The following is a 25,044-nucleotide window of genomic DNA, read 5'->3' on the forward strand; positions in this document are numbered from 1 at the left end:
TCCAATTCAGTTGCGGAAGGGCGTTCGGGATGTCCGGAACCAAAATCCTCTGGGGACAGGTAATCGTTGTCGGCCTGATCGTCTTGCTGGCCATCTGGGGAGCCACCGAGTGGACAGCCTGGCGGCTCGCTTGGCAACCGGAGCTTGGGCGGCCCTGGTTCGAACTATTGGGCTTCAAGATCTATTACCCGCCAGTCTTCTTCTGGTGGTGGTTCGTCTACGACGCCTACGCGCCTCAAATCTTTGTCGAGGGGGCCTTCATCGCGGCGTCAGGGACCTTCGTTTCGATCGCGGTGGCGATCGGCATGTCGGTGTGGCGCGCGCGTGAAGCCAAGAACGTCGAAACCTATGGTTCGGCGCGCTGGGCTGATGCCGAAGAGGTTCGAGCGGCCGGACTTCTCGGTCCGGATGGCGTTGTGCTTGGCAAACTCGACCGCGACTACCTCCGCCATGACGGACCGGAGCACATACTGTGTTTTGCACCTACCCGGTCGGGCAAAGGTGTCGGCCTCGTCGTCCCCTCATTGCTGGCATGGTCGGGCTCGGCTATCGTCCACGACATCAAAGGCGAGAACTGGCAACTGACCGCGGGCTTTCGCTCGCGGCATGGCCGCGTCCTGTTGTTCGACCCCACCAATCCAAGGTCCTCGACCTACAACCCGCTCCTCGAAGTCCGGCGCGGGGAATGGGAGGTTCGCGACGTCCAGAACGTCGCCGACGTCCTGGTCGACCCCGAAGGCTCGCTCGACAAGCGGAACCATTGGGAGAAAACCAGTCATTCGCTTCTGGTCGGCGCCATACTCCATGTCCTCTATAGCGAGGCAGACAAGACCTTGGCCGGCGTCGCAGCTTTTCTTTCCGACCCGAAGCGGCCGATCGAAGCCACTCTAAAGGCGATGATGACCGCTCGGCACCTCGGCGAGCAGGGCGCTCATCCCGTGGTCGCCTCGACCGCGCGCGAACTTCTCAACAAATCGGAGAATGAACGTTCCGGCGTTCTGTCTACCGCAATGTCGTTTCTCGGGCTCTACCGCGATCCCGTGGTGGCGCAGGTGACCTGCCGCTGCGACTGGAGGATCGCCGACCTGATCGCAGATGGCCGCCCCACAACGCTGTACCTGGTGGTGCCGCCCTCGGATATCTCACGAACCAAACCATTGATCCGCTTGGTGCTGAATCAGATTGGGCGGCGCCTGACCGAGGATTTGCACACTCGCGATCGCCGGCATCGAGTCCTGATGATGCTTGACGAGTTCCCGGCGCTGGGGCGGCTTGATTTCTTCGAATCCGCGCTCGCCTTCATGGCGGGGTACGGCATCAAGAGTTTCTTGATCGCGCAGTCGCTCAATCAGATCGAGAAGGCCTATGGGCCCAACAACGCCATCCTCGACAACTGCCACGTCCGCGTCAGCTTCGCGACTAACGACGAGCGGACTGCCAAGCGGGTGTCCGACGCCTTGGGCACAGCGACCGAGATGCGGGCCATGAAGAACTATGCTGGTCACAGGTTGAACCCTTGGCTCGGTCACCTCATGGTCTCGCGCCAGGAGACGGCAAGGCCGCTCTTGACCCCGGGCGAGGTCATGCAGCTTCCGCCGATGGACGAGATCGTCATGGTGGCGGGCACGCCGCCGATCCGGGCGAAGAAGGTCCGCTACTACGAGGATCAGCGCTTCACCGAGCGGGTTCTGCCGCCGCCCGATCCGGCAAGGGCCGGCCGATCATCGCGAACGGACGGATGGTCAGCGCTCGGAGCGCCGAAGCCGACGGGAGGTCCAACCGACAAGGCCGCGGAGGCCGACGAAGACACGGCGAACAGCGGGCTCCGTCGTGAGCCGGAACTCCCCGATCACATCGCGATCGCCAAGGAGACGACCGAACCGACACCGGCAGAAGAATTTGCCGCCGTTCTTGACGATGACGAGGATGCGGTCCGTCAGTCCCGGCTCATACGCCAACAGATGCGCGGTGTCGCCCGTCAAGTCGCCCTGGACCCGAATGACGGTATGGAGCTCTGAGGCAATATGCGCGACCGGATGAACGTCTATTTCCCGCCCGAGCTTCTGAGGCAGATTTCTGATCTCGCCGATCGCAAAAAGCTTTCGCGGTCTGCGATCGTGGAAGCGGCCGTCGCTTCGTTTCTGTCACCGGATGGAGAGGACAGGCGGGAGGCAGCATTTACCCGTCGTCTGGATCGGCTTTCCCGTCAGATGCAGAGGCTGGAACGTGACGTTGGTTTGACGGCCGAGACCTTGGCCCTCTTCATTCGTTTTTGGCTAACGATCACGCCACCGTTGCCCAACGATGCGCAATCGGCCGCCCAAGCAAAGGGAAGGGAGCGCTTTGAGGGATTTGTCGAGGCGCTCGGGCGTCGCTTGCAAAAGGGGCAAAGCTTTCTGCGCGAGATTCCAGAAGATATCCGCCGTCAGAAATCGGCCGAAGAAGGCTGATTGAACCATGTCGATGGACCATTTCGCCGCTCTTTCTTTTTCTACGCCAGCCTACTACCACCGCGAGTTAACCGAACTGACAAAAGCTGGACGCGCTATCGGCTCGGGTGAGCTGAGAGCAAAGGGGCCAGCATGCAAATCTCAACGGCATGGCGTCGAATCGCGCGCGTTTTTCTTCCTTTTGCAGCTGGGTACTATCTCTCATATCTGTTTCGAACGATCAACGCTCTGATCGCCAGCCATCTCAGCTCGGACACCGGGCTTGGAACTGCCGACCTCGGGTTGCTTACGTCAGTCTATTTTCTTGTTCTCGCGGCGGCCCAGATCCCCGTCGGCTTATTGTTGGACCACTTTGGTCCGCGGCGCGTCCAGAGCGTTCTGCTCTTGCTCGCAGCAGTGGGCGGCGGACTGTTTGCGGTATCGACTGGCTTCCTGTCGCTTTTGATCGCGCGCGCAATGATCGGGCTTGGCGTAGCGGCGGCACTGACCGCAGGACTGAAGTCGATCATCCTTTGGTTCCCTAGGGAACGAGTTGCCTTGCTGAACGGCTATATGATCATGCTGGGGTCGCTAGGAGCGGTAACTGCGACGGCTCCCGTCGAATACCTGCTGACTTTGATGGGCTGGCGGCAGCTCTTCGAGATTCTGGCAATCGCGACCGGTACGACGGCCATTCTCATCTATCTCGTGGTGCCTGAACGAAGCGTAGCCCCATCAATGGCTTCCGCCACCCTGAGCTCCGTTTTCAGTGATCGGCGCTTTTGGCGAATGGCCCCGTTGTCGGCGACTTGCATTGGATCGGCTTGGTCTCTGCAGGGATTGTGGGCATCGCCATGGCTGACTGACGTAGAGGGGTTTGATCGCGCAAGTCTCGTGAGACAGCTTTTCATTATGTCGATCGTACTTAGCGCTGGTGCCTGGTTGTTCGGTATGACAGTCCATTGCGTCAAACGAAGGGGAATCGGGGCGGAGACAATATTGGCGATGGTTGCGGTACTATTTATCGCAGCCGAGTTTGCCTTGATTCTGCGAGCGTCTCTGCCATCTATCTTGCCATGGTCTGTTGTCGCAATTGTCGGAACGGCAACTGTAGTCAGCTTCGCGGTGATAGCAGATTACTTTCCGCCGGAGCTTGCCGGTCGTGCCAACGGTGCCTTGAACGTCTTGCACTTTGGTTGGGCGTTTCTGGCACAATACGCGACAGGTCTTATCCTGGAGCAATGGTCTGCGAATGATGGCCATAGGCCCGTCCAAGCCTATCAAGTAGCGTTCGGTCTCAACGTAGCGCTGCAGATCGCGACGTTGCTCTGGTTCGCGCTGCCTTGGTTCCGGTCCTTTGCGTCATGGGTGGGTTCAATCTCTCTCGCGATGTCGGCTAGCGCCTTCGAACCTGTCGAGTCAGTTGGCTTGTACGAGAATTCGGCCATCCTCCTGCCTCCGGATGACGATGCGGAGTGGTGAGCAGCAACTCGCAGGGAACGATACGATTGAGTGGGCGTCAAATATCGCCTCTCAATCTTTCTTTTTCTACGCCAGTCTTCGATCGCCGAAAGCGCTTGTTGCGCCAAGTCCATTGGTGCCTTTTCTAATCGTCCCCATCTGAGGGGCCCTCTGTGGACGCCCTCATTCGGTGAGGGCAACGGTGGCAATCCATTCCTTTCAATCGGAGGCGAATTCGCGCGGTGCGCGAATGCTGCGTAGTGCGCTTGGCCCAGCGATCGCCGGATACCTCGAGGATGAATCGATCATCGAGGTAATGCTCAACCCAGATGGACGGCTGTGGATCGACCGGTTGTCGCATGGCCTGACCGATACAGGCGAAACTCTGTCCGCAGCGGATGGCGAGCGCATTGTTCGTCTGGTTGCGCACCACGTAGGCGCCGAGGTGCATGCCGGCGCGCCACGGGTCTCGGCCGAATTGCCTGGGACCGGCGAACGCTTCGAGGGGCTCTTGCCCCCGGTCGTTGCGGCACCGGCCTTTGCTATCCGCAAGCCCGCCGTCGCCGTGTTTACGCTGGATGACTACGTCGCCAAAGAGATCATGACCCCGGAACAGGCCAACATCCTGAAAAGCGCAGTCGCCTCACGCCAGAACATCCTCGTCACCGGCGGGACATCGACCGGCAAGACAACATTGACGAATGCGCTCTTGGCCGAGGTGGCAAAGACGTCTGATCGGGTCGTGCTGATCGAAGATACCCGCGAACTTCAGTGCAAAGCGCCCAATCTCGTCGCTTTGCGTACCAAAGATGGCGTGGCCACGCTATCGGACCTCGTTCGCTCGTCGCTGCGACTGCGTCCTGACCGGATTCCAGTCGGCGAAGTTCGCGGTGCCGAAGCACTCGATCTGCTCAAGGCCTGGGGCACCGGCCACCCCGGCGGCATCGGCACTATTCATGCGGGCACCGCGCTCGGTGCCCTGCGGCGGCTCGAGCAACTCATCCAGGAAGCCGTCATCACGGTTCCGCGCGCCCTGATCGCTGAGACCATCAACCTCGTTGCTGTGCTTGCGGGGCGCGGCGCTGACCGTCGCCTCGCTGAGCTTGCCCGCGTTACCGGGCTAGGGGCCGCCGGCGACTACGACCTTTCATCAGCAGGAGACTGACATGCGTCCGCAATTTCGTTTTCGTCGAGATGCCGCTTCACTGGCCATGTCCGGGACGCTTCTTTTGGCGTCAGCACCGGCATGGGCTGCCGGATCGAACATGCCGTGGGAACAGCCACTCAATCAGATCCTGCAGTCGGTCGAGGGGCCTGTCGCCAAGATTATTGCCGTCATCATCATCGTCGTAACTGGGCTCACGCTCGCGTTCGGAGACTCGTCGGGTGGGTTCCGCAGGCTGATCCAGATCGTGTTCGGTCTGTCGATCGCGTTTGCCGCCTCGAGTTTCTTCCTTTCGTTCTTCTCCTTCGGCGGCGGCGTGGTGATCTGATGGATGAACCGGTCACAGGCTTTGTCGTGCTCGTTCATCGCGCGCTCACTGAGCCAATCCTAATGGGCGGCGCGCCACGGTCGGTCGCGATCGTCAACGGCACGCTTGCCGCAGCCCTGGGGCTCGGACTTCGGCTCTGGATCGCGGGCCTTGTCCTCTTGTTCATCGGCCATATGGCCGCCGTCTGGGCAGCCAAGCGCGATCCTGCCTTTGTCGACGTCGTGCGCCGACACCTTCGCATTCCCGGCCATCTCAACGCCTGAGCTCTCTACCATGATGAACCTTGCCGAATACCGCCATTCCAACGCGCGTCTTGCGGACTTCTTGCCGTGGGCCGCCCTAGTCGACGAGGGAATCATCCTGAACAAGGACGGCTCGTTTCAACGGACAGCAAAGTTCCGGGGGCCTGACCTCGACAGTGCGGTGCCGGCTGAACTTGTCGCCGTCGCCGGCCGTCTGAACAACGCCCTGCGCCGCCTCGGAACAGGCTGGGCCGTATTCGTCGAGGCGCAGCGCCATTTTGCCGGGGCCTATCCTCCGAGCACATTTCCGGATGTCGTATCCGCACTGGTCGACGCCGAGCGCAGAGCTCAGTTTGAAGAGGCGGGCGCCCACTATGAGTCCAGTTATTTCCTCACCTTTCTCTATCTGCCCCCCGAGGAAGGAGCCGCCAAGGCAGAGCGACTGCTTTACGAGGGTCGCGACCGCGCGGTTGGGGCCGCTGCTCGCGAGGTACTCCGTGGTTTTATCGATCAAACCAACCGCGTGCTTCAACTCGTTGAAGGATTCATGCCCGAATGCGCCTGGCTCGATGATCAATACACGCTGACCTACCTGCACTCGACGATCTCGACCAAGCGTCATCGGGTTCGGGTGCCCGAAATTCCCATGTACATCGATGCGCTCTTGGCCGACCAGCCGTTGACCGGCGGGCTGGAGCCGATGTTGGGCTCAGCCAATCTTCGGGTCCTAACGATTGTCGGCTTTCCGGGTGCCACGACTCCGGGAATCCTAGACGATCTGAATCGTCTGCCATTCTCTTATCGGTGGTCGACCCGAGCGATCATGCTCGACAAGACCGACGCCACCAAGCTGCTGACCAAGATTCGGCGGCAGTGGTTCGCCAAGCGAAAGTCGATTGGCGCCATTCTCAAGGAGGTCATGACGAACGAGGCGTCGGCGTTGCTCGATACCGACGCCCACAACAAGGCGCTTGATGCCGATGCTGCGTTGCAGGAATTGGGGTCCGATCAGATCGGACAAGCCTTTGTCACGGCGACTATCACGGTCTGGGACGGCGATCCTAGTGCTGCCGATGAAAAGCTGCGGCTGGTCGAGAAGGTCGTCCAGGGCCGCGATTTCACCTGCATGATCGAAACGGTGAACGCTGTCGAAGCCTGGCTCGGAAGTCTGCCCGGGCACGTCTACGCCAACGTGCGTCAGCCGCCGGTTTCGACCCTCAACCTCGCCCATATGATTCCGATTTCCGCCATATGGGCCGGCGAGGCGAGGGATCTGCACTTCAAGGGTCCGCCTCTCCTGTTCGGCAAGACCGAGGGATCGACCCCGTTCCGATTCTCCCTCCACGTCGGTGACGTCGGCCATACCCTTGTGGTCGGACCGACGGGGGCCGGCAAGTCGGTACTGCTCGCTCTGATGGCACTGCAATTCCGCCGTTACCCGAACTCTCAGGTCTTTGCGTTCGATTTCGGTGGTTCGATCCGGGCGGCCGCGCTCGGCATGGGCGGCGACTGGCATGATTTGGGCGGCGCTTTGTCTGACGGAAGTGATCGGCCCGTCGCGCTGCAGCCGCTGGCTTGGATCGATGATCCTTCAGAGCGCGGATGGGCCACCGAATGGATCTGCGCGATCCTGGCACGGGAAAAGATCGAGATCACCCCGGAGGTCAAGGATCATCTGTGGTCGGCGCTGACGTCTCTCGCCTCGGCGCCGATGCAGGAACGCACCCTGACGGGCCTGTCAGTCCTCATCCAATCCAACTCCCTGAAACGTGCCCTGCAACCCTATTGCCTGGGTGGTCCCTCAGGGCGCCTGCTCGATGCCGAATTCGAGCGCCTTGGCGAAGCGTCGGTCCAGGCATTTGAAACCGAAGGGTTGATCGGAACGAGCGCAGCCCCGGCCGTGCTGGCCTACCTGTTCCATCGCATCGGGGACCGTCTCGACGGCCGTCCGACACTTCTGATTGTTGATGAAGGTTGGCTTGCGCTCGATGATGAGGATTTTGCCGGCCAACTCCGGGAATGGCTGAAGACGCTTCGGAAGAAGAACGCATCCGTCATCTTCGCCACCCAGTCGCTCTCGGATATCGACGGCTCCGCGATCGCGCCGGCGATCATCGAAAGCTGCCCAACTCGCTTGTTGCTGCCGAACGAACGGGCGATCGAACCGCAAATCACCGCCATCTACCGCCGCTTCGGCCTCAATGACCGCCAGATCGAGTTATTGAGTCGGGCAACGCCAAAACGCGACTATTACTGCCAGTCCCGCCGCGGCAACCGGATGTTCGAACTCGGGCTTGGTGAGGTTGCGCTCGCATTCACCACGGCCTCTTCCAAGACAGACCAAGCTGCCATTGCGCAGCTCCTCGCCGAACATGGACCTGACGGCTTCGTGCCGGCCTGGCTCCAGCACTGTGGCGTCGCCTGGGCCACAGATCTGATTCCCAATCTCGTCAATCTGGAGAAATCGCCATGAGGCGTCTTGCCCTATTGGCCGCAGCCGGCGCCACTGCGCTGGCGGTTGGCGTTGCGATCCCCGCACGGGCGCTGATCGTTTTCGATCCCAACAACTACGTTCAGAATGTCCTGACCGCTGCGAGGGAGCTCCAGCAGATCAACAACCAGATCAGCTCGTTGCAGAACGAGGCGCAGATGCTGATCAATCAGGCGAAGAATCTGGCGAACCTTCCCTATTCGTCGCTGCAGCAATTGATATCCTCGATTCAGCGGACCCAACAGTTGCTGGCGCAGGCCCAGCGCATCGCCTACGACGTCCAGGAAATCGATCGCGCCTTCTCGACCAGCTACGCGCCAGCCACCAGCAACCAGTCGAACCAGTTGCTGGTCGCCAACGCTCAAGCGCGATGGCAAAATTCCTATGCCGCAACGCAAGACGCGCTTCGCGTCCAAGCCGGCATCGTTGGTAACCTCGACACCAATCGCATCCAGACATCCGCGCTCGTGACGTCAAGCCAGGGTGCCACTGGCGCCCTGCAGGCAACGCAGGCTGGCAATCAGATTCTCGCGCTTCAAGCGCATCAACTTGCCGATCTCACGGCGGCCGTGGCGGCGCAGGGCAGGGCGCAGAGCCTCGAAGCGGCGCAGCGCGCTGCGGCCCAGGATCAGGGTCGAGAGCAGCTCAAGCGCTTCCTGACACCAGGACAGGGCTATCAATCCTCCAATGTACAGATGTTTCACTGATGACCGACGTAAAGGCATTCAAGGCGCTATCGCTGCTTACGACAATCGGCCTAGTGGCCGTCGCTGCCTGCACGATTCAGCTACGCGGACTAGACGAGTCTCGGTCGGCACCGAAGGCGGAGCAGGGGACCGATGCAGCGAGCTTCGACCTCGCACGCTGCCGCGGCGTCACGCTAGAGGAAACAGCGGGTTTTCGGCATTGCAAGCAGATTTGGGACGAAAACCGGCGTCGCTTCTTTGGCAAAAGAACCGGCCCAGCAGACCCTGGCCAGAATGATTCCGCCAGAAGGCTGGCGCCCGCCCCAAAAGATCAGAGCCGGATCCCGCAAGCATATCCGCAACCGGCAACACCCGAGGCGAGCAAGCCATGACGGGTACCGGGATCATCGACCAGTTCTTGGAAACGTTCACGCGTTATATCGATAACGGATTCGGGTTGCTGGGCAGTGACGTTGGATATCTCGCGACGACACTCGCCGCGATCGACATCACTCTCGCTGCGTTGTTCTGGAGTTGGGGAACTGACGAGGACATCATCGCGCGGCTCGTCAAGAAGACCCTCTTCGTGGGCGTCTTTGCCTACCTCATCGGCAACTGGAACAGCCTGGCGCGCATCGTTTTCGAGAGCTTTGCCGGCCTTGGGCTGAAAGCGTCGGGTGCAAGCCTGTCCGCATCCGATCTCCTGAGGCCGGGAAAGGTCGCACAAGTCGGACTCGATGCCGGCCGACCGCTGCTCGATTCGATCTCGAACCTGATGGGTTACATCAGCTTTTTCGAGAATTTCGTTCAGATCATCGTTCTCTTATTCGCATGGGTCGTGGTGCTGCTCGCCTTCTTCATTTTGGCGATCCAACTTTTCGTAACCCTGATCGAGTTCAAGCTTACGACGCTGGCCGGCTTCGTGCTCATTCCATTTGGTCTGTTTGGCAAGACCGCTTTTGCCGCTGAGCGGGTCCTGGGCAACGTAATATCTTCGGGGATAAAGGTTCTGGTCCTAGCTGTCATCGTCGGCATCGGTTCGACCCTGTTCTCGCAGTTCACCTCCGGTTTCCGAGGCGCTCAGCCGACCATTGAAGACGCAATGACGCTAGTGCTCGCGGCGCTCTCCCTGCTGGGCCTCGGTATCTTCGGTCCGGGTATTGCAAACGGCCTGGTATCCGGCGGACCGCAGCTCGGCGCCGGTGCGGCGATTGGAACGGGGCTGGCTGCTGGCGGGCTTGTTGCGGCAGGTGCTGGTGTCGCGGCCGGTGGTGCTGGTCTCACTAGTGGCGCGATTGCAGGCGCCGCGCGCGGTGGCGGCGCTGTCCTAAGCGGAGCATCAGCCGCCTATCGAAGCGGCGGCCTTGTTGGCGTCGCAGAAGCTGGCGCTTCGGCCGCCATGAGTCCTTTGCGTCGCGCAGCAGTTGCCTTCCGAGGTGAGCAAGCGGGCGAACAGGCCGCGACCACCTCGGCCGAAGGGCAGCCTGATTGGGCGCGCCGGATGAAGCGTGCTCAGACCATTCGGCATGGTGCTTCGGCTGCCGGCCACGCCGTCCGCTCGGGCGATCACGGTGGCAGCGGCTCCTCCGTCGATTTGTCCGAAGGAGAGCGCTGAGGCGCACCACTGCACCTACGCCGCACAGCAGCGCCTCAAACCCTTCCATCGCACGACTTGAAACCGATCACTCGATACCAGGGGCACATCGATGTTCAAACGAACTTCCGTTCATTACGGGCGCATGCCCGCAGCGGTCACACCGTATCAGAAAGCAGCTCAGGTTTGGGACGAACGCATTGGATCAGCGCGCGTGCAAGCCAAGAACTGGCGCCTGATGGCATTTGGCTGCTTGATGCTGTCAGCCGGTCTCGCTGGTGAGCTTGTCTGGCAGTCGAATCAAGGCTCGATCACACCCTGGGTGGTCGAAGTCGACCATCTTGGCCAGGCCCAAAGGGTCGCGCCGGCCAACATTGACTATCAACCCACTGATGCGCAGATTGCCTACCATCTGGCGCGCTTTATCGAGGATGTCAGGGGCCTTCCGGCCGACGGCATTGTTCTGCGCCAAAACTGGCTCCGGGCATACGATTTTACAACTGATCGCGGCGCCGCTGCGCTCAACGACTACGCGCGTAACAATGACCCTTTTGCCAAACTGGGTAAGGCGCAAATCTCCGTCGACGTGTCGAGCGTCATTCGCGCGTCTTCAGAAAGCTTTCGGATCGCATGGATCCAACGCACCTACGATAACGGCTCGCTGAGTTCGACCGAGCGCTGGACTGCAATTCTCACCATCGTGATCGAGATGCCGCGCGATGCCGAACGCCTGCGCAAGAATCCCCTTGGCGTCTATGTCCGTGCCATCAACTGGTCAAAGGAGTTGAGTCAGTGACCAAGACCCCGTCTGACGCTTATTCGAAGCGTCCTATCGTACACAGTAAGTTCAATGCGACTTGGTACAAGTTCGTGACATCGAAGCGAGCATTTCTATCTGCTCTTCTGCTTTGTTCGTCGGCGCTCGGTGGGTGCGCGACCTACATACCGCCACAGATCAGCTATGACGCGGAAATCCTTCCGATGCCGGCGCCGCCAGCGCCTCTGGACGACAAGTCGCGACCGCTTCACGTTCCGCCGCTCTGGAAGCCGGCTCTCGGCGGCAAGTCAGGAGGGAAGGAAGAGCCCGAACCTGTGAGCCGGGTTGAGACGGCAAACAGCGCAGCCCGGGTCGAACCGCGCAAGCGGGGATATTTCAATGCAGCGCAGATCTACGCCTACAGTCCCGGGGCGCTCTATCAGATCTATGCCGCGCCGGGGCAGATCACGGACATCGCGCTCGAGGAGGGAGAGCAACTGACGGGATCAGGGCCCATCGCGGCCGGAGATACTGTACGCTGGGTCGTAGGCGATACTGAGAGCGGGAGCGGCGATACGCGACGCGTCCATATTCTGGTCAAGCCGACCCGCGCATCGATCGAGACCAACCTCATTGTCAATACCGACCGGCGCACCTACCTGATTGAGCTCCGCTCCCGCGAGCGGCCATATATGCCGTCTATTGCCTGGTACTATCCCGAAACAGCGCGCGAACGATCACGTTCAGTCGCTCTGAGACCCGTTCTTCCGGATCCAGCGCAGCGTATCTCCCGCTATGCCATTGAAGGGGACAGTCCATCCTGGCGGCCGCTCGCCGCATACGACGATGGCCGCAAGGTCTACGTCGAATTCCCTAAAGGTATCGTCCAGGGAGAGATGCCACCGCTCTTTGTCATCGGCCCTGACGGGAAGACCGAGCTCGTCAACTATCGCGCCTACGGTAACGTGTTGATCGTCGATCGGCTGTTTGCAGCAGCTGAGCTGCGGCTCGGCGGCGAGCGCCAGCAAAAGGTCAGGATTGTCAGGACCGACGGGAGGCCGTCGTCATGAACAGCCGGAGTGGAAACGATCACGAGCAAGCAGATCCCCCGGAGACACAAGAGGAGCAGTCCAAAAGCTTCCGACTGAGAGCGGAGCATCCGCGCGTGACACGGTTGTCGAGGAAGGTTTTGGCTGGAGGGAGCGCGGTTGCCCTGCTTGTCATCGGCGGAGCAGTGTTGTGGTCGCTGCAGAACAATCGTCCACGAAACCAGGCGGCCGATGAACTCTACAGCACTGACCATCACAATGTTGCCGACGGCCTTACGACGTTGCCGAAGGACTATGCTGGTGTTCCACGCCAGCCAATCCCGCAGCTTGGTCCGCCACTCCCTGGCGACCTCGGTCGGCCAATCCTTGCTGCCCAAGGCCAGTCGCCGGCGATCGGGGCTGATGCGGAACAGCAGCGCCGGGACCAGGAGACCGAGGAAGCCCGCATTAGCCATTTATTCGCTGCGACCAAGGGAGAAGGACGTCCGCCTGCCGCTGCGGCTGTTGGAGGTGACCGCGTCGCGTCGCCGAACTTAACGAGCGCTGGCGACGACGGATTTGCGCAGAACCGTCAAGACCGAAAGCTTGCCTTCGTGAACGCTTCTGTAGACCGTCGCACGGTCAGCCCTGACCGCATCACCAAGCCGGCTTCACCATATATCGTGCAGGCTGGGACGGTCATTCCGGCAGCCCTGATTACCGGGATCCGATCGGACCTGCCAGGCCAAATTACCGCGCAGGTCACCGAGAATGTTTTTGACACGCCGACCGGCCGCTTTCTGCTTGTGCCTCAGGGAGCACGTCTGATCGGCACGTACGATAGTCAGGTTACTTTTGGCCAGTCCCGTGTCCTACTGGTCTGGACGCGGCTGATTATGCCGAATGGACATTCTATCGTTCTCGAGCGGCAGCCTGGCGCTGATAGCGCTGGGTATGCGGGTCTGGAAGACCAAGTCGACAATCACTGGGCAGAGCTATTCAAGGCTGCGGCACTATCGACGTTTCTGGCGGTCGGGACCGAACTAGGGGCTGGCTCGGACACCAATAGCAACGACAGCGGCATCATCCAGGCGTTGCGACATGGCGCCTCCGACTCACTAAACCAAACCGGACAGCAGGTGGTTCGACGCAGTCTCAATATCCAGCCCACTTTGACCGTGCGGCCTGGTTTCCCGGTTCGTGTTCTTGTCAATCGTGACCTTATAGTTACGCCGTATAGAGGGTGACAACATGCCAAAACTCAAAATAGCACTTCCAGACGACAAGCCGGTCAAAGTGAGTACGGAGCTGCCGGCGGCCGTGCATCGTGATCTCATTGCATATGCAGAGGTCCTTTCGCTTCAAGGTGGTCAAGTCGTCGAACCGACTAAGCTTATCGCCCCCATGTTAGCGCGCTTTATGGCCACGGATCGAGAGTTTTCTAAACTGAAACGTCGAGGCGACGTACCGGTCGCTGGCGAAGGACGGTGATGCCCAAGGTTTCTCGAAGCTGTCGCTCGAAGCTGAATAGTTGCGGTGCATAAACCTAGGCGCCGCCGAGTTTGGCCCCAACAGCAGACATATCGTGTCGGAAAGTGTGTTCCCACGTCTGCCCGAAAGAACTCCGGCGAAACCAGGTTTCTCCGTTCTCAAGTACGAGAGCGCTGGGCGTTGATGCGCAGCTATTCGGTCACCTTCAAGCGCGTTACACTACTCCGGCCATCTACGCTGATGGGTACGTCACCATCGATCGTGGCCCGACGTACGACACGATGCTGGTCGCCGTAATCGTTGACCGCGTAATGCTGTGTTGCGCGATTGTCCCATATCGCGATATCTCCCTCTAGCCAGTTCCAGCGCACAGTGTTTTCGGGCGCGGTGACGTGAGACTGGAACAGATCGAACAGCTTTTGTCCGTCGTACTTGGGTACCCCAATAAAGTGCTTCACCAAGGCGCCGAGCACCAGCGCCCGCTCGCCTGTTTCGGGGTGGACGCGCACGACGGGATGCTCGGTCTCAAAAACCGTTCTGGTGAACACCTCGTCAAAGTGTCTCTTGTCGACCTCGCGGACGCGCGCGATCCCGGCGTAATCGAAAACGTTGCTGTGAACGGCCCATAGTTCCTCTGCAAGCCGCTGTAGCGGTGCCGGTAGATCAAGATAAGCGGCCGCTGTGTTCGACCACACGGTGTCGCCTCCGAACGTTGGCATTACAACGGCTCGTAGGACCAAAGTTTTAGGATAGGCGTCGGCGAAGGTCCCATCCGCATGCCAAACATCGGCGCGACCGCCGCCGCGACTGGAGTCCAGTTCGAGGAGCGACGCCATCCCCTTGGTAGGACCGAGCATCGGATGGGGAACTAGCTTTCCAAGGCGAGCGGCAAAGCGCTCCTGCTCGGCGTCATTGAGATGTCCTTGATTGCGGAAGAAGATCACCTTGTGCTCGAGCAACAAGCTGTTAATCGCGGCGATCGTGTGGTCCGGTAGATCGCCCGATAGCTTGATATTTTTGACTTCGGCACCGATGCGCGCTGCGCGCTTCACAACATCGGTGCCTGAAATGACGTCACCGATCAAAGCCGTTGTGCTCATGTTGTTTTTCCAAGCCCCTCGGAGTGTATTCCTCGCCTCTCGGTAGCGAATGATTCCAGCAAGCATCGTGCCATGCGACGGACCCAGACCGAACATGTAGACTCACATGGGCGCTAAACGGATCGCGATATTTGGCGCAAGCTATCGGACTGAACCGATAGTTCGCCCGAGTGACGATGGAACTTGATCGCCGATCACTCTCGTCGAATGGTGAAGACCAAGCCGGACAGCAGGAGCGAGCCAACTCTTGTGATGACTCAACCGCTCGGAAGAATGCAATGCTTCTGCAAGATAGGTAATAATTCGTGATGGTCATGAATCATGTAGTCGGGCCCTGCGGCGCGCAAGCGCGCTTCGGAAACAAATCCCCCCATGATTGATACGTTGATAAGACCGAGATTGCGGGCAATCTCCGTCTCAACTGGCATGTCACCCACGATGACGGTTCTTTGTGGGGATATATCATTGGCCTGCATATACAAGCGCAGACGTTCTTCCTTGTTCGTGCTCTTAAACTGGGTTGCGCGGCTCTCAAATGCCAAAATGTCCGTGACGTGAGTCTTGATTCCAAGTCTTCGCACTTGCGCGCGAATTGGTTCAACAATGTGATTGCTGACAATAACGGTGTGAACGGCTCTGTGATCAGCGGCGAGCAAAACATTTCGTGCCCCTTTGCGTAAGGCAGCATTGCGCGCCAAGAATTCGTAGGTGTCGTGAAAAATGGCGCTGTCATTTCTCTCCACGACGTCGATTTCATCTTTCGACATGTCTAGGTTGCGGAAGAGAACCGAAAGAGGGAGTTCGAATTCCTCTCGAAGCCTGTGCATATCTACGGCTGCGCGACCGAAGCGGCTCAAAATTGCATTGATGGTTTGAAGCACCGCATTGGCATCATCGAGCAGCGTGCCATTCCAGTCGAACGCAATCGCGGATTTCATGGGCGAACGAACCTAAGGCAAGTACTGCGGCGGTAAATGCGTTTGCGATCGGACAATTGCGGATCCGTATGTCTAGTATTGCGCCCGGTCAGGTAAACGCGCGGATCGCTGTTCTGTGTAGGACGCGCGGACTAGGCAAGAAGAGCATGACCCGGTTTTCCTCTGTATCTTTGAAGCTGATCTTTGCTGGAGCAATGGTCGTGCCAACGCCGCAAGCGCGCAGTAAGCAGCAAACTGTGCTTTGGAAAATCTGAACCCGACGCGCGGTGTGCCGATCCTGACATGACCTTACATCGCTGTCAGAAAACGGACCAAGATTTTTACCAGCCGCAGCATAGAGCTGGCGAGCGCCGGCGGATCTTGATTTTCGTCATTCGGCGGTTGGATCCCTCCCGCCCCAGCAATAAAATGCATGAGCAGTGAAGAGACTGGGCGTTTCTGTTTTAGCTGACTACCCGGACAAAGTCCGAGGGTGGCGCTTTGGCAGCAGTCGTGGAGTGACTCGTCACCGACGCAGTCAAGGAAGTTGGGGAGCGGCAGGTCCGGTCGGTGGCCGGGCTGCAATCGGTGCCGATCATGGTCGCCGTTAGACCACTTTTTCCCGAGACGTCATCAGGGTCGATCTTCTGAAAGAACTGAGCTTGTTACGTAAAAACCAGTGTTCATGCAGCAGAGGAGCGCTCGGAAATCGCTACGAATGCGTCTCCTTCCGACCAGATCTGGTGGTGCTGATTTTGAACTTGGTCAGGTCACATTGCAGCTCGCCGGCTCGACATCTCAGCGAGCGCCGTTCTCGTCGGGAAATGCCGCAACGAAATCGCAATGAATTGGGTGAAACGACCGTGAACAAAACGGGACGGGAGTGGCCACCACACTAAGAAAGATCAATGGGTTAGAAGATGCTCACTGCGTTCGGGACGCAGGGGTCGCAGGTTCGAATCCTGCCACTCCGACCAGATTTCCTTACGTTTTTTGTTCTCATCGGTGGCTGTTCCCGAGTCAACCACCGATTTGACCACCGAAACATATCGCGCTTTGTGGCCAATGGCTGCTGCCGCCCCGTGCAATGATCGGGATGGTGATGGCCATAGGTATCCTGCAGGACCTCCGGCGACATGCCGAGGAACCCGGCCGCCTCCCAAATCGGCACGCCGTGCTGCATCAGCCAGGTCGCCGCCGTGTGGCGCAACGTGTGCGGAATGACTTTCCCGGACAGCTTGGCCAGATCCACGGCAGATTTGAAGCCTTTTTTGACGGAAGCGACCGGCTTGCCATTGAATTCGACGAAGCAGGTGCTGATCAGCTTCCGGTCTTTCCAACGACGCATATGAGCCAGTAGCCGGGGTGGAAGCGGGGCTGGCGTCTGACGCTTCTTGGTGGCTCGCTTCCCGATCGGCCTGCGGTAGAAGATACCACGCTCGAGGTCAACGTACGAGTGCCCAAGCTCGCGGTATGGCGATGCCGCCGCGATCGCGCCGGCTCTCGTGCCGGGGTAGAGGCCGATCAGGATAAATCTGGCCACGTGCCGCAACGGTCGACGGTCCGTTCGTACCGGGTCGCCTATTGAGCTGCCAGTGTCGATCGTCTGCTTTCGCGATAGCGCCAACATTGCCAAATCAAGGCTGCCGCTTCCGGACGTGTCAGCCACCGGTCGCGTGCCTCGCCTTTCGGCGGGAGGGATACGCGAACCGTGCCACGGTGCGCCCATCATTCGCAGATCAAAGCCGGCGGGAAACATCTGTGCGGCATTCTGGACTCCGGGAGCAACAACAGAAGAGGGCAGGCGCGCCGCGGCTGGTCCCGAAAGTCCGCGTCACAATCCGCGTAGGAACCGGTCGCCGAGCGCGACCGTTCCGTCGGTGTAGCCCGTACCCAGGCGTCGTGCGGCTTCGGTGTCCGAATGCGAAGCCAGCCAGGCCGTCAGCAGCATGCGCCTGAGCATCACGAACGCAGGCAGCATGGCCTCGTCGTCGCGCGAGACCGGTGCGACGGTCCGGTATCCCGCAAGCCACGCCTCCTGGAGCAGGTCCATCACCGGCTCGTGCTCGATGAAGCTGACCGCTGCGGCGAAGTCATAGAAGAACCACGAGAAGCCGCAATCGTCGAAGTCGATGACGCCGAGCCGGTCGCCTTCGACGAGCAGGTTGGCGAGGCGGAGATCGGCGTGAATGAGGCCAAACCGCTCCTCGCTCCGTCCGTAAGCCTCGACGCGCCGTTCAAGTTCGTCGGCGACCCTCTGAAGCAGCCCGCGGCCATCGTCGCGCGGGCCAAGACCGGCGCGCCAGTCACCCCATAATGGCTGGCGGCCCAGCATGGCATCGAAATCCCACACCTTGCGCTGGAACGTCGATGGCATTGTCCATCGGCGGCTGTGCGCGTGAAGCCGTGCGCTGGTCGCGCCGAGCTTGCCGAACCAGGTGGCCAGATCGTCCGAGGCGTCAGGCTCCTTGCCGCTGAGGAATTCGAATGCAACGACGTGTCGTGTCGCGCCACTCAGGGGAATGGGGCACAACAGGTGTCCCTCCCGATCGGCGACCGGGCGCGGCGTCACCACCACGTCGTCTGCGATTACGGCGTCGATCCAGGCGAGCTCGGACGCAATCTCGTCCGGCGAGTGATAGCCGGGCCGCTGCACGCGCAACACGAGTTTTTGCCGAGCGACCGGATCCTGCGCGAGAAAGGTGGTGTTCTCGGAATGGCTGAGAAAGGCGAGCGTCGATTGCGATGATAGTCCCCAGCGCGGCAGGTTCGCGGCAAGAGAGGCCTGCATGCTCTCGATGAGGCCGGGAGTCATCATCGCCGCCAACCGACCGTCTCGGGGCGCGCGAGGTCAAGAAGGCTCGCGATGACGCGATCGGGAACGACGTCCGCAACCGCATTGAAAGGGACATCGCTGGCGAGCAGGATCGACCGCATGCCGGCGGCCTTTCCTGCTGCGATATCGGTGCCGACCTGGTCGCCGACCATGACGGTCTCATGCCGGGCGGTACCGAGATGCGCCAGCGCCTGTTCGATCAGGAACGGTTGCGGCTTGCCTAGCACGATCGGCCTGGTATTGGGCACGGCCGCCGCAACCGCGGCCGTGATCACGCCGACGCAGGGATCGTAGCCGTCATGAACCGGCGTCAGGACATCGGGATTGGTGGCGATGACGGTTGCGCCGGCGAGTGCGGCCCTGACCGCGGTGCGCAGCTTGGCATAGTCGAGCGCGGCATCAAATCCGAGCACTACAATCGTGGGCTTGACGGCGGTCAGATGATAGCCGCCGTCCTCGATCGCCTCGAGCAGCGGTCGCTCGCCGATCGCAAACACGGGCGTGGCGCGCGGCCAGCGCCGTTCGAGCAGGGACGTGACCGCCGAAATCGTCGTGAAGACCTGTGACGGCTCGGCCGGAATGCCGATGCGGCTCAGCTTGGCCGCAAATTGCGCGGCGGATTTCGTCGAATTGTTGGTGACGAACGCATAGGGCAGGCCCCGCTCGCTCCATCCGCGAAATGCCTTGACGGAGTCTTCGATCGGGGTGTCGCCGCGATAGGCGACGCCGTCGAGATCCGAGATGATGCCGCGAATGGGATGGTCGGCCGGAGCAACACGCTGTTCCAATGCTGGGATTCCGTTCAGTTCCGCGAGCGTGATCATATGGTTGCCGGCATGGCCTTGCTGCTCTGTGCGTCCATGATTTGTGTGCTGCGCACTGGAGAGGCGTCCTTGCCTTGCCGTTGTGCGCCATGCTTCCGGGAGCGGAAAATCTCCATGCGCGACTGCGGCGCCCCGGGAGTGTCAGCAACGGAATCGTGGAGCAGCAGGAATCGGGCGATTGCGGCCTTTGGTCTAGGCTTTGCAGGCGTGGAAAGCCACGATTTGTGCAAGACGATCGAAACGGCTGAGTGCCTTGCGGCCTCGAGAGCAGTTTCAGCGTTGCCGAAATCATCGAGGGATTACCATATGATCAACCGCAGAGACTTGATGTTAGGGGGACTGGCCGGAACCGCGGCATTCGGTTTCGGGCGGGTCAATCCCGACTTTCTTGTGAATTCCGCCTTTGCCGCCGAAGGCAAGACACTGCGCTTTCTGGGCGCGGAAGCGCTGACCGGCAACTGGGACCCGACCACCCATACCAATCTCGGCCAGCTCATCGTCGAGGGCTTCGTGTTCGGCTATCTGACGCGGGCGCCGATGCGACCGGACAAGCCGGATGAACTGATCTTCGAGCTGGCTGAATCGATGAAACCCATCGACAGCTACACGATGGAAGTGAAGCTCAGGAAGGGCGTCAAATTTCATGACGGCACCCCGTTCACGGCCGCCGACGTCAAGGCGACCTATGAATATGGCTGCCAGCCCGATCGTCCGGCGCAGTGGTACCCCGGTCTCGTCACCGTCGACGTCGTCGACGACTATACCTGCCACATCAACACAAAGGCGCAGGGCTATCCGGCGACGCTCTACTACTACCTGTCGTCCTTCTTGCCGATCATGTCGGCCAAGGACGTTGCCAACAAGGCGCAGCTGTCGGCGCGCATGAACGGTACGGGCCCCTACAAATATGTTGAGCAGAAAGGCGACACCACCGTTCTCGCCGCCAATCCCGACTTCTTCCTCGGCGCAGCGAAGATCCCGGGCGTCGAGTATCACTTCGTCGGTGACACCACGACGCGCACGCTGTCGCTGTTGAACGGCGAGGCCGACATCATCGAGCGGCTCGAACAGGAGCAGGTCGAGACCATCTCGAAGGATGCCCGCTTCAGCATCCACAAGGCGGTTTCGGTCGAGAACAAATACCTGTTCTTCCGCTGCTCGAAGAAGCCGTTCGACGATCCGCGCATTCGCCTCGCCGCATGCTATTCGATCGACCGCAAGCAGGTGCTCGACGTGCTCGGCGTCTCCGGCACCTACTCAAAGGCGCACATCTCGCCGGTCAAGTTCGGCTACGCCGAGGTGGCCGACTATCCTGAATTCGATCCGGACAAGGCGCAGAAGCTGCTCGCGGAGGCCGGCTTCCCCAAAGGCCAGGGCCTGCCCGAGCTCACCTATTACACGTCGGTCGGCTTCTATCCGAAGACGAAGGAATATGCCGAGTTGATTACCGGCATGCTCCAGGAGCAAGGGTTCAAGGTCAATCTGCAGACGCTCGAAGTCGCGGCGTGGGGTAATTTGCTTTACGACAAGCCCGGCGGCGGTGAGGGCAATATGATCGACTGCGGCTGGTGCACCGGTTCGCCCGAGCCGGATCTCGTCCTGCGCACCCACTTCCACTCCTCCTCCAAGCGCATCACTGGCATCGTCGACAAGGACATCGACGCGGTGCTGGACAAAGAGCGCAACGCCACGACAATCGAGGAGCGCAAGAAGATCCTGCAGACTGAGACGCTGCCGACCATCGCCAAGAAGGCCCCGGCGCTCGCGTTGTTCACCTCGGTTTTCATCCATGCCTACAGCAAGAAGTTGGATGGTCTGTACATCTATCCGAACGGCATGCAGGACATGACCAAGGCAACACTGGCATGACGATTGCTCGGCAGGCCGGGTACGCCCCAGCCTGCCGGTTCGCGAACGCAGGCCGGGCTGGTCGGGCCTTGTCTCATGAATCGAAGGGGTAGCTCTTCTCGATGTTGATCCTGGAATTTCTGGTCAAGCGGATCGCGCAGGGCATCCTGATCGTCTTCATCACGTCGTTGATCATCTTCACGCTGCTGCGCGTGGTGCCGGGCGATCCCGTGCGCCTGATCGTCGGCGGCATGGCGCCGGCCGACGTGGTCGAGAAGGTCGCGACCAAGATGGGGCTGCGCGACCCCATCATCGTGCAGTATGGTCGCTACATGCGCGGGCTGGTACAGGGCGATCTCGGGCAATCCTATTTGCGGCCGCGCAGCGGCATGATCGCGACCGGCGGGCAGTATATCGACCCGACCAAGTCGGACATGGCGCCGGTGATCGATCTCATCCTCGAACGCCTGCCGTTCACGCTGCAACTGGGCGGCATGGCGCTCGTGTTCGCGCTGCTGCTGTCGTTCCCGATCGGCATCGCAGGCGGACTGCACCAGCATCGCTGGCAGAACGCGCTGGCGTTCGGGGTGCAGTCGCTGTTCGTCTCGATTCCGAATTTCTGGCTCGCGATCGTTCTGATCCTGTTCCTGTCGGTGAAGCTGAAGCTGCTGCCGGCACTCGGCTATCAGGGGTTTTCCTATGTCATCCTGCCGGCCTTCGTGCTGGCGGTGGAGATCGCCCCCTTCATCATCCGCACGCTGACGACCTCGCTCGGCGAGGTCATGCAAGCGCCGTTCATCGATGAGGCGCGGGTGCGCGGCCTGTCGCGCCGCCGCATCGTCTATTCGCACGCCCTGCGCAACGCGGCGGTGCCGCTGGTCAACCTGCTCGGGATCCAGCTTTCGACGCTGATCGGCGGCGTGCTCGTCATCGAGTACATTTTCGATTATCCGGGCCTCGGCAATCTGACCGTCGTCTCCGTCGTCGGGCGCGACTTTCCGGTCATCCAGGGCATCGCCATCACGACCAGCGCCGTCTTTGTCTTCATCAATATCATTGTGGATTTGGTCGCCTATCTGATCGATCCCCGCGTGGAGATCTGATCATGACGGCCACCACGATCATCGCCGAGGAGCCCGCCTTGCCGGCGGCCCGGATCCGTTCGGTCAACCGCCGCATCATGGCCGCGGCCTGGCGCATGCCGAGCTTCAGGATCGGCTTCTTCATCTTCATGGCGCTGCTGCTGGCCTCGGCCATCTATCCCGAGGTGTCCTCGGTCAGTGCGACCAAGATGGTGGTGAAGGACAAGTTCATGTCGCCGGTCTTTCTGGGCGACAAATGGACCTGGGATCATCTGCTGGGCACCGACCAGCTCGGCCGCGACATGCTGATGCGCAGCCTGATCGGCCTGCGCTATTCGCTGCTGGTCGGCGTCGTCACCGTCCTGCTCATCTTCGTCATCGGCTGCGGTCTGGGCCTGTTCGCAGGCTTCAAGGGCAAATGGTGGGACACCGTCATCATGCGGATCACAGATGCACAGTTGTCGATCCCGATGATCATCCTGGCGATCACCATTCTCGGCGTGTCGCGGCCGACGGTGCCGACCATCATCATCGTGCTGGCGCTGTCCGGCTGGCCGCTCTATGCGCGCGTGGCGCGCAGTGCAGCCGTCACCGAGCGCGGTAAGGAATATGTCCGCGGCCTGCGCGTGCTCGGCGCCGGGGACTGGCGGATCCTGTTTCTGTTCGCTGCGCCGAACATCCTGCCGCCGATCGCATTCGTCGCCGTGCTCGACGTCGCCCGCATGATGATCTTCGAGGCGATCCTCGGCTTCCTGGGGCTCGGCATCCAGCCGCCGACGCCGAGCTTCGGCAGCATCATCGCCGACTCCCGCAAATATCTGATCAATGCCTGGTGGATCGCGACCACGCCGGGCGTGTTCCTGGCCATCGCCCTCACCTCGATCAACCTGATGGGGTCGGCGCTCGAGAAGGCGCGCAACCGGATCTATGGAGGTCTCTGAGATGGATCTCTCGCTCATTCTGGAGGTCGACGACCTCACGGTCGGTGCTGCGGCGCCGGGCGCCGCGCCGATACTCGATCGCGTCTCCTTCCGCCTCAACACGTCGGAGATCTTCGGCATCTATGGCGAAAGCGGCGCCGGAAAGACCGTGCTCAGCCGCGCATTGGCGAACTGGCTGCCGGAAAGTCTGGCGTATCGCTCCGGACGGGTCACGTTCGCCGGCCACGACATTCTCGGCGCCGGGGCGCACGAGGTGCGGATCGGCCGCGACATCGCCTATATCGGCTCCAAGCCGCAAAGCTCGCTCGATCCGACGGTACCGGTCGGGACCCAGATCGCGGAAAAGCTGCACAGCGTCAGGCCCGAATGGAATCCGCGCGAATGCCGCGAGCGGGTGGTGCAGCTGCTCGGCGAGGTCCGAATTCCATCGCCGAAAGAGCGCTATTGGGATTACCCCGCAAAATTCTCCGGCGGCATGATGCAGCGCGCGATGATCGTGGACGCGATCTGCGCCGAGCCCGCCGTTTTGATTGCCGACAACGTTACCCAGCCGCTCGATGTCACCATCGCGGCACAGATCGTGGCGCTGCTGCACGATCTGTGCCTGCGCCACAGGATGGCGACGATCTACCTGTCGTCTTCCTTGCCCACGCTCGGCCAGTTCGGCGACCGCACGGCGGTGCTCCATCAGGGCCGGTTCGTCGAGCAGCAGGCGTTTGCCGATCTGCTCGCCTCGCCGCAGACCGACTACACGCGCAAGGCCATTGCCAGCGTGCCGCGCATGTGGGCGACCACGGAGGGGCCGCCGGCCCGCCGCAAGGCGCAAGATGAAGTGCCCCTGATGAAGGTCGAGGACGTTGTCCGGACTTATCGCGCGCGCAAGCGGGGGACGTTCAATACCTACAGCAACGTGCAGGCGGTGCGCGGCGTAACGCTCGACATCATGCCGTGCGAGAATTTCGGCATCGTCGGGGAATCCGGCTGCGGCAAGTCGACCCTCACGCGCCTGCTGGCCTGGCTGGAGGTTCCCGACAACGGCAGCATCGTCCTCAACGGCACGTCGCTCGGGACGTTGTCGCCGCGCGAGCTGATCCGCACCCGCAGCGAATTCCAGCTGCTGCTGCAGGATCCGTACAACGCGCTGCCGCCGCGCACCACCGTCGGCCGCATGATCGAGGAGAGCCTGCTGATCCGCGGCAATGTCGCCCGCGCGGACCTGCGCAGCCGGGTCATGGCGGCGATGGCCGAGGTCGGTCTTGCCGCTGAGCTCTATGACCAGCTCCCGAACGCACTCTCCACCGGCGAGCGCCAGCGCATCTCGATCGCACGGGCGCTGATCCTTGATCCCAAGCTGCTGATCCTCGACGAAACCTTGTCCGCGCTGGATCAACGCGAGCAGTCAAGGCTGATCGACCTGTTCTCGAGGCTGCAGGAGAAGAACGACCTCACCTATGTCTTCATCTCCCATGATCTCGCAATGGTACGCAGGGTCTGCACGCGCATTGCCGTGATGTATCTCGGTGAGATGGTCGAGATCGCCGACAACCGCGAGCTGTTCTTCGATCCCCAGCATCCCTACACCAAGGCATTGCTCTCGGCCGCCCCGACGCTGGAGGAGAAGCCGTTCAACCCGGCAGACTTCCTGCTGGAGGGCGAGCCGCCGAGCCCGATCGATATCCCGGCGGGATGCAGCTTTGCCTCGCGCTGCCCGAAGGCGTTCGGCCGCTGCCGGCTGGAGACGCCAAAGCTGGTCGAACACACGCCGGGGCGCTTCGCCGCCTGCCACCTGCTCGACGGCGAAGAGGCGCAGGCTGCGGCCTGAGC

At 60.9% G+C, this 25,044-nt stretch carries 23 protein-coding genes; 18 read left to right on the forward strand and 5 right to left on the reverse strand.

The window, feature by feature from the left end:
• Positions 1 to 29: 29 nt before the first annotated feature.
• The 14 genes from XH93_RS12015 (at position 30) to XH93_RS12080 (ending at position 13,672) form a co-directional block, all read left to right on the forward strand.
• Complete coding sequence (locus XH93_RS12015; protein ID WP_194473662.1) at positions 30 to 2,018, forward strand: conjugal transfer protein TraG; 1,989 nt, start codon at positions 30 to 32, stop codon at positions 2,016 to 2,018.
• 6 nt (positions 2,019 to 2,024) lie between these two features.
• Positions 2,025 to 2,450 (forward strand): CopG family transcriptional regulator, encoded by a 426-nt coding sequence (locus tag XH93_RS12020; protein WP_194473663.1) that lies wholly within the window; start codon positions 2,025 to 2,027, stop codon positions 2,448 to 2,450.
• 132 nt (positions 2,451 to 2,582) lie between these two features.
• Positions 2,583 to 3,911 carry a nitrate/nitrite transporter gene (locus tag XH93_RS12025; protein WP_194473664.1) on the forward strand — a complete coding sequence of 443 codons (1,329 nt, stop codon included), beginning with the start codon at positions 2,583 to 2,585 and terminating at the stop codon, positions 3,909 to 3,911.
• 229 nt (positions 3,912 to 4,140) lie between these two features.
• Complete coding sequence (gene trbB / locus XH93_RS12030) at positions 4,141 to 5,055, forward strand: P-type conjugative transfer ATPase TrbB (protein WP_172627226.1); 915 nt, start codon at positions 4,141 to 4,143, stop codon at positions 5,053 to 5,055.
• A gap of 46 nt (positions 5,056 to 5,101) precedes the next feature.
• Positions 5,102 to 5,383: a TrbC/VirB2 family protein gene (locus XH93_RS12035; protein WP_244626578.1), complete on the forward strand. Its 282-nt coding sequence runs from the start codon at positions 5,102 to 5,104 to the stop codon at positions 5,381 to 5,383.
• Complete coding sequence (locus tag XH93_RS12040) at positions 5,383 to 5,646, forward strand: VirB3 family type IV secretion system protein (protein WP_139487251.1); 264 nt, start codon at positions 5,383 to 5,385, stop codon at positions 5,644 to 5,646. The genes XH93_RS12035 and XH93_RS12040 overlap by 1 nt, the downstream gene beginning before the upstream one ends.
• Positions 5,647 to 5,656: 10 nt before the next feature.
• Positions 5,657 to 8,098 carry a conjugal transfer protein TrbE gene (gene trbE, locus XH93_RS12045; RefSeq protein WP_194473665.1) on the forward strand — a complete coding sequence of 814 codons (2,442 nt, stop codon included), beginning with the start codon at positions 5,657 to 5,659 and terminating at the stop codon, positions 8,096 to 8,098.
• Positions 8,095 to 8,823: a P-type conjugative transfer protein TrbJ gene (trbJ, locus tag XH93_RS12050; protein WP_194473666.1), complete on the forward strand. Its 729-nt coding sequence runs from the start codon at positions 8,095 to 8,097 to the stop codon at positions 8,821 to 8,823. The genes trbE and trbJ overlap by 4 nt, the downstream gene beginning before the upstream one ends.
• Complete coding sequence (gene trbK-alt / locus XH93_RS12055; RefSeq protein WP_194473667.1) at positions 8,823 to 9,194, forward strand: putative entry exclusion protein TrbK-alt; 372 nt, start codon at positions 8,823 to 8,825, stop codon at positions 9,192 to 9,194. The genes trbJ and trbK-alt overlap by 1 nt, the downstream gene beginning before the upstream one ends.
• Positions 9,191 to 10,417 (forward strand): P-type conjugative transfer protein TrbL, encoded by a 1,227-nt coding sequence (gene trbL, locus XH93_RS12060; RefSeq protein ID WP_194473668.1) that lies wholly within the window; start codon positions 9,191 to 9,193, stop codon positions 10,415 to 10,417. Before trbK-alt ends, trbL begins: the two co-directional genes overlap by 4 nt.
• A gap of 91 nt (positions 10,418 to 10,508) precedes the next feature.
• Positions 10,509 to 11,192: a conjugal transfer protein TrbF gene (gene trbF / locus XH93_RS12065; RefSeq protein ID WP_139487256.1), complete on the forward strand. Its 684-nt coding sequence runs from the start codon at positions 10,509 to 10,511 to the stop codon at positions 11,190 to 11,192.
• On the forward strand, positions 11,189 to 12,223 hold the full coding sequence (gene trbG, locus XH93_RS12070) for a P-type conjugative transfer protein TrbG (protein ID WP_194473669.1): 1,035 nt from the start codon (positions 11,189 to 11,191) through the stop codon (positions 12,221 to 12,223). Before trbF ends, trbG begins: the two co-directional genes overlap by 4 nt.
• Positions 12,220 to 13,428 carry a TrbI/VirB10 family protein gene (locus tag XH93_RS12075; RefSeq protein WP_194473670.1) on the forward strand — a complete coding sequence of 403 codons (1,209 nt, stop codon included), beginning with the start codon at positions 12,220 to 12,222 and terminating at the stop codon, positions 13,426 to 13,428. Before trbG ends, XH93_RS12075 begins: the two co-directional genes overlap by 4 nt.
• Positions 13,429 to 13,432: 4 nt before the next feature.
• Entirely contained in the window at positions 13,433 to 13,672 is a 240-nt protein-coding gene (locus XH93_RS12080; RefSeq protein ID WP_194473671.1) for a DUF2274 domain-containing protein, read from the forward strand.
• A gap of 191 nt (positions 13,673 to 13,863) precedes the next feature.
• On the opposite strand, the gene XH93_RS12085 is transcribed toward XH93_RS12080, so the two are convergent.
• The 5 genes from XH93_RS12085 to XH93_RS12105 all read right to left on the reverse strand — a co-directional run bounded on the left by XH93_RS12085 (position 13,864) and on the right by XH93_RS12105 (position 19,313).
• Positions 13,864 to 14,772, reverse strand: a complete 909-nt coding sequence (locus XH93_RS12085) for a TauD/TfdA family dioxygenase (RefSeq protein WP_194456078.1) — start codon at positions 14,770 to 14,772, stop codon at positions 13,864 to 13,866.
• A 257-nt stretch (positions 14,773 to 15,029) separates the two neighbouring features.
• Positions 15,030 to 15,710, reverse strand: a complete 681-nt coding sequence (locus XH93_RS12090; protein WP_194473672.1) for an HAD family hydrolase — start codon at positions 15,708 to 15,710, stop codon at positions 15,030 to 15,032.
• 892 nt (positions 15,711 to 16,602) lie between these two features.
• Entirely contained in the window at positions 16,603 to 17,358 is a 756-nt protein-coding gene (locus XH93_RS12095; protein ID WP_371814986.1) for a tyrosine-type recombinase/integrase, read from the reverse strand.
• 165 nt (positions 17,359 to 17,523) lie between these two features.
• A complete protein-coding gene (locus XH93_RS12100) occupies positions 17,524 to 18,507 on the reverse strand; it encodes a phosphotransferase enzyme family protein (RefSeq protein WP_246799705.1) in 984 nt (327 codons plus the stop codon).
• The gene (locus XH93_RS12105) at positions 18,504 to 19,313 is read right to left on the reverse strand and encodes an HAD-IIA family hydrolase (RefSeq protein ID WP_246799594.1); all 810 of its coding nucleotides are present in this window, start codon (positions 19,311 to 19,313) and stop codon (positions 18,504 to 18,506) included. The genes XH93_RS12100 and XH93_RS12105 overlap by 4 nt, the downstream gene beginning before the upstream one ends.
• A 342-nt stretch (positions 19,314 to 19,655) precedes the next feature.
• Between XH93_RS12105 and XH93_RS12110 the strand changes: the two genes are divergently transcribed.
• The 4 genes from XH93_RS12110 (at position 19,656) to XH93_RS12125 (ending at position 25,042) form a co-directional block, all read left to right on the forward strand.
• Positions 19,656 to 21,218: an ABC transporter substrate-binding protein gene (locus tag XH93_RS12110; RefSeq protein ID WP_139860816.1), complete on the forward strand. Its 1,563-nt coding sequence runs from the start codon at positions 19,656 to 19,658 to the stop codon at positions 21,216 to 21,218.
• 101 nt (positions 21,219 to 21,319) lie between these two features.
• Positions 21,320 to 22,300, forward strand: a complete 981-nt coding sequence (locus XH93_RS12115) for an ABC transporter permease (RefSeq protein ID WP_139860815.1) — start codon at positions 21,320 to 21,322, stop codon at positions 22,298 to 22,300.
• A 2-nt stretch (positions 22,301 to 22,302) separates the two neighbouring features.
• Entirely contained in the window at positions 22,303 to 23,220 is a 918-nt protein-coding gene (locus XH93_RS12120) for an ABC transporter permease (protein WP_194473675.1), read from the forward strand.
• A gap of 1 nt (position 23,221) precedes the next feature.
• On the forward strand, positions 23,222 to 25,042 hold the full coding sequence (locus XH93_RS12125) for an ABC transporter ATP-binding protein (RefSeq protein WP_194473676.1): 1,821 nt from the start codon (positions 23,222 to 23,224) through the stop codon (positions 25,040 to 25,042).
• Positions 25,043 to 25,044: the final 2 nt, after the last annotated feature.

This window comes from Bradyrhizobium sp. CCBAU 51753 (assembly GCF_015291565.1).
GTDB lineage: Bacteria > Pseudomonadota > Alphaproteobacteria > Rhizobiales > Xanthobacteraceae > Bradyrhizobium > Bradyrhizobium ivorense.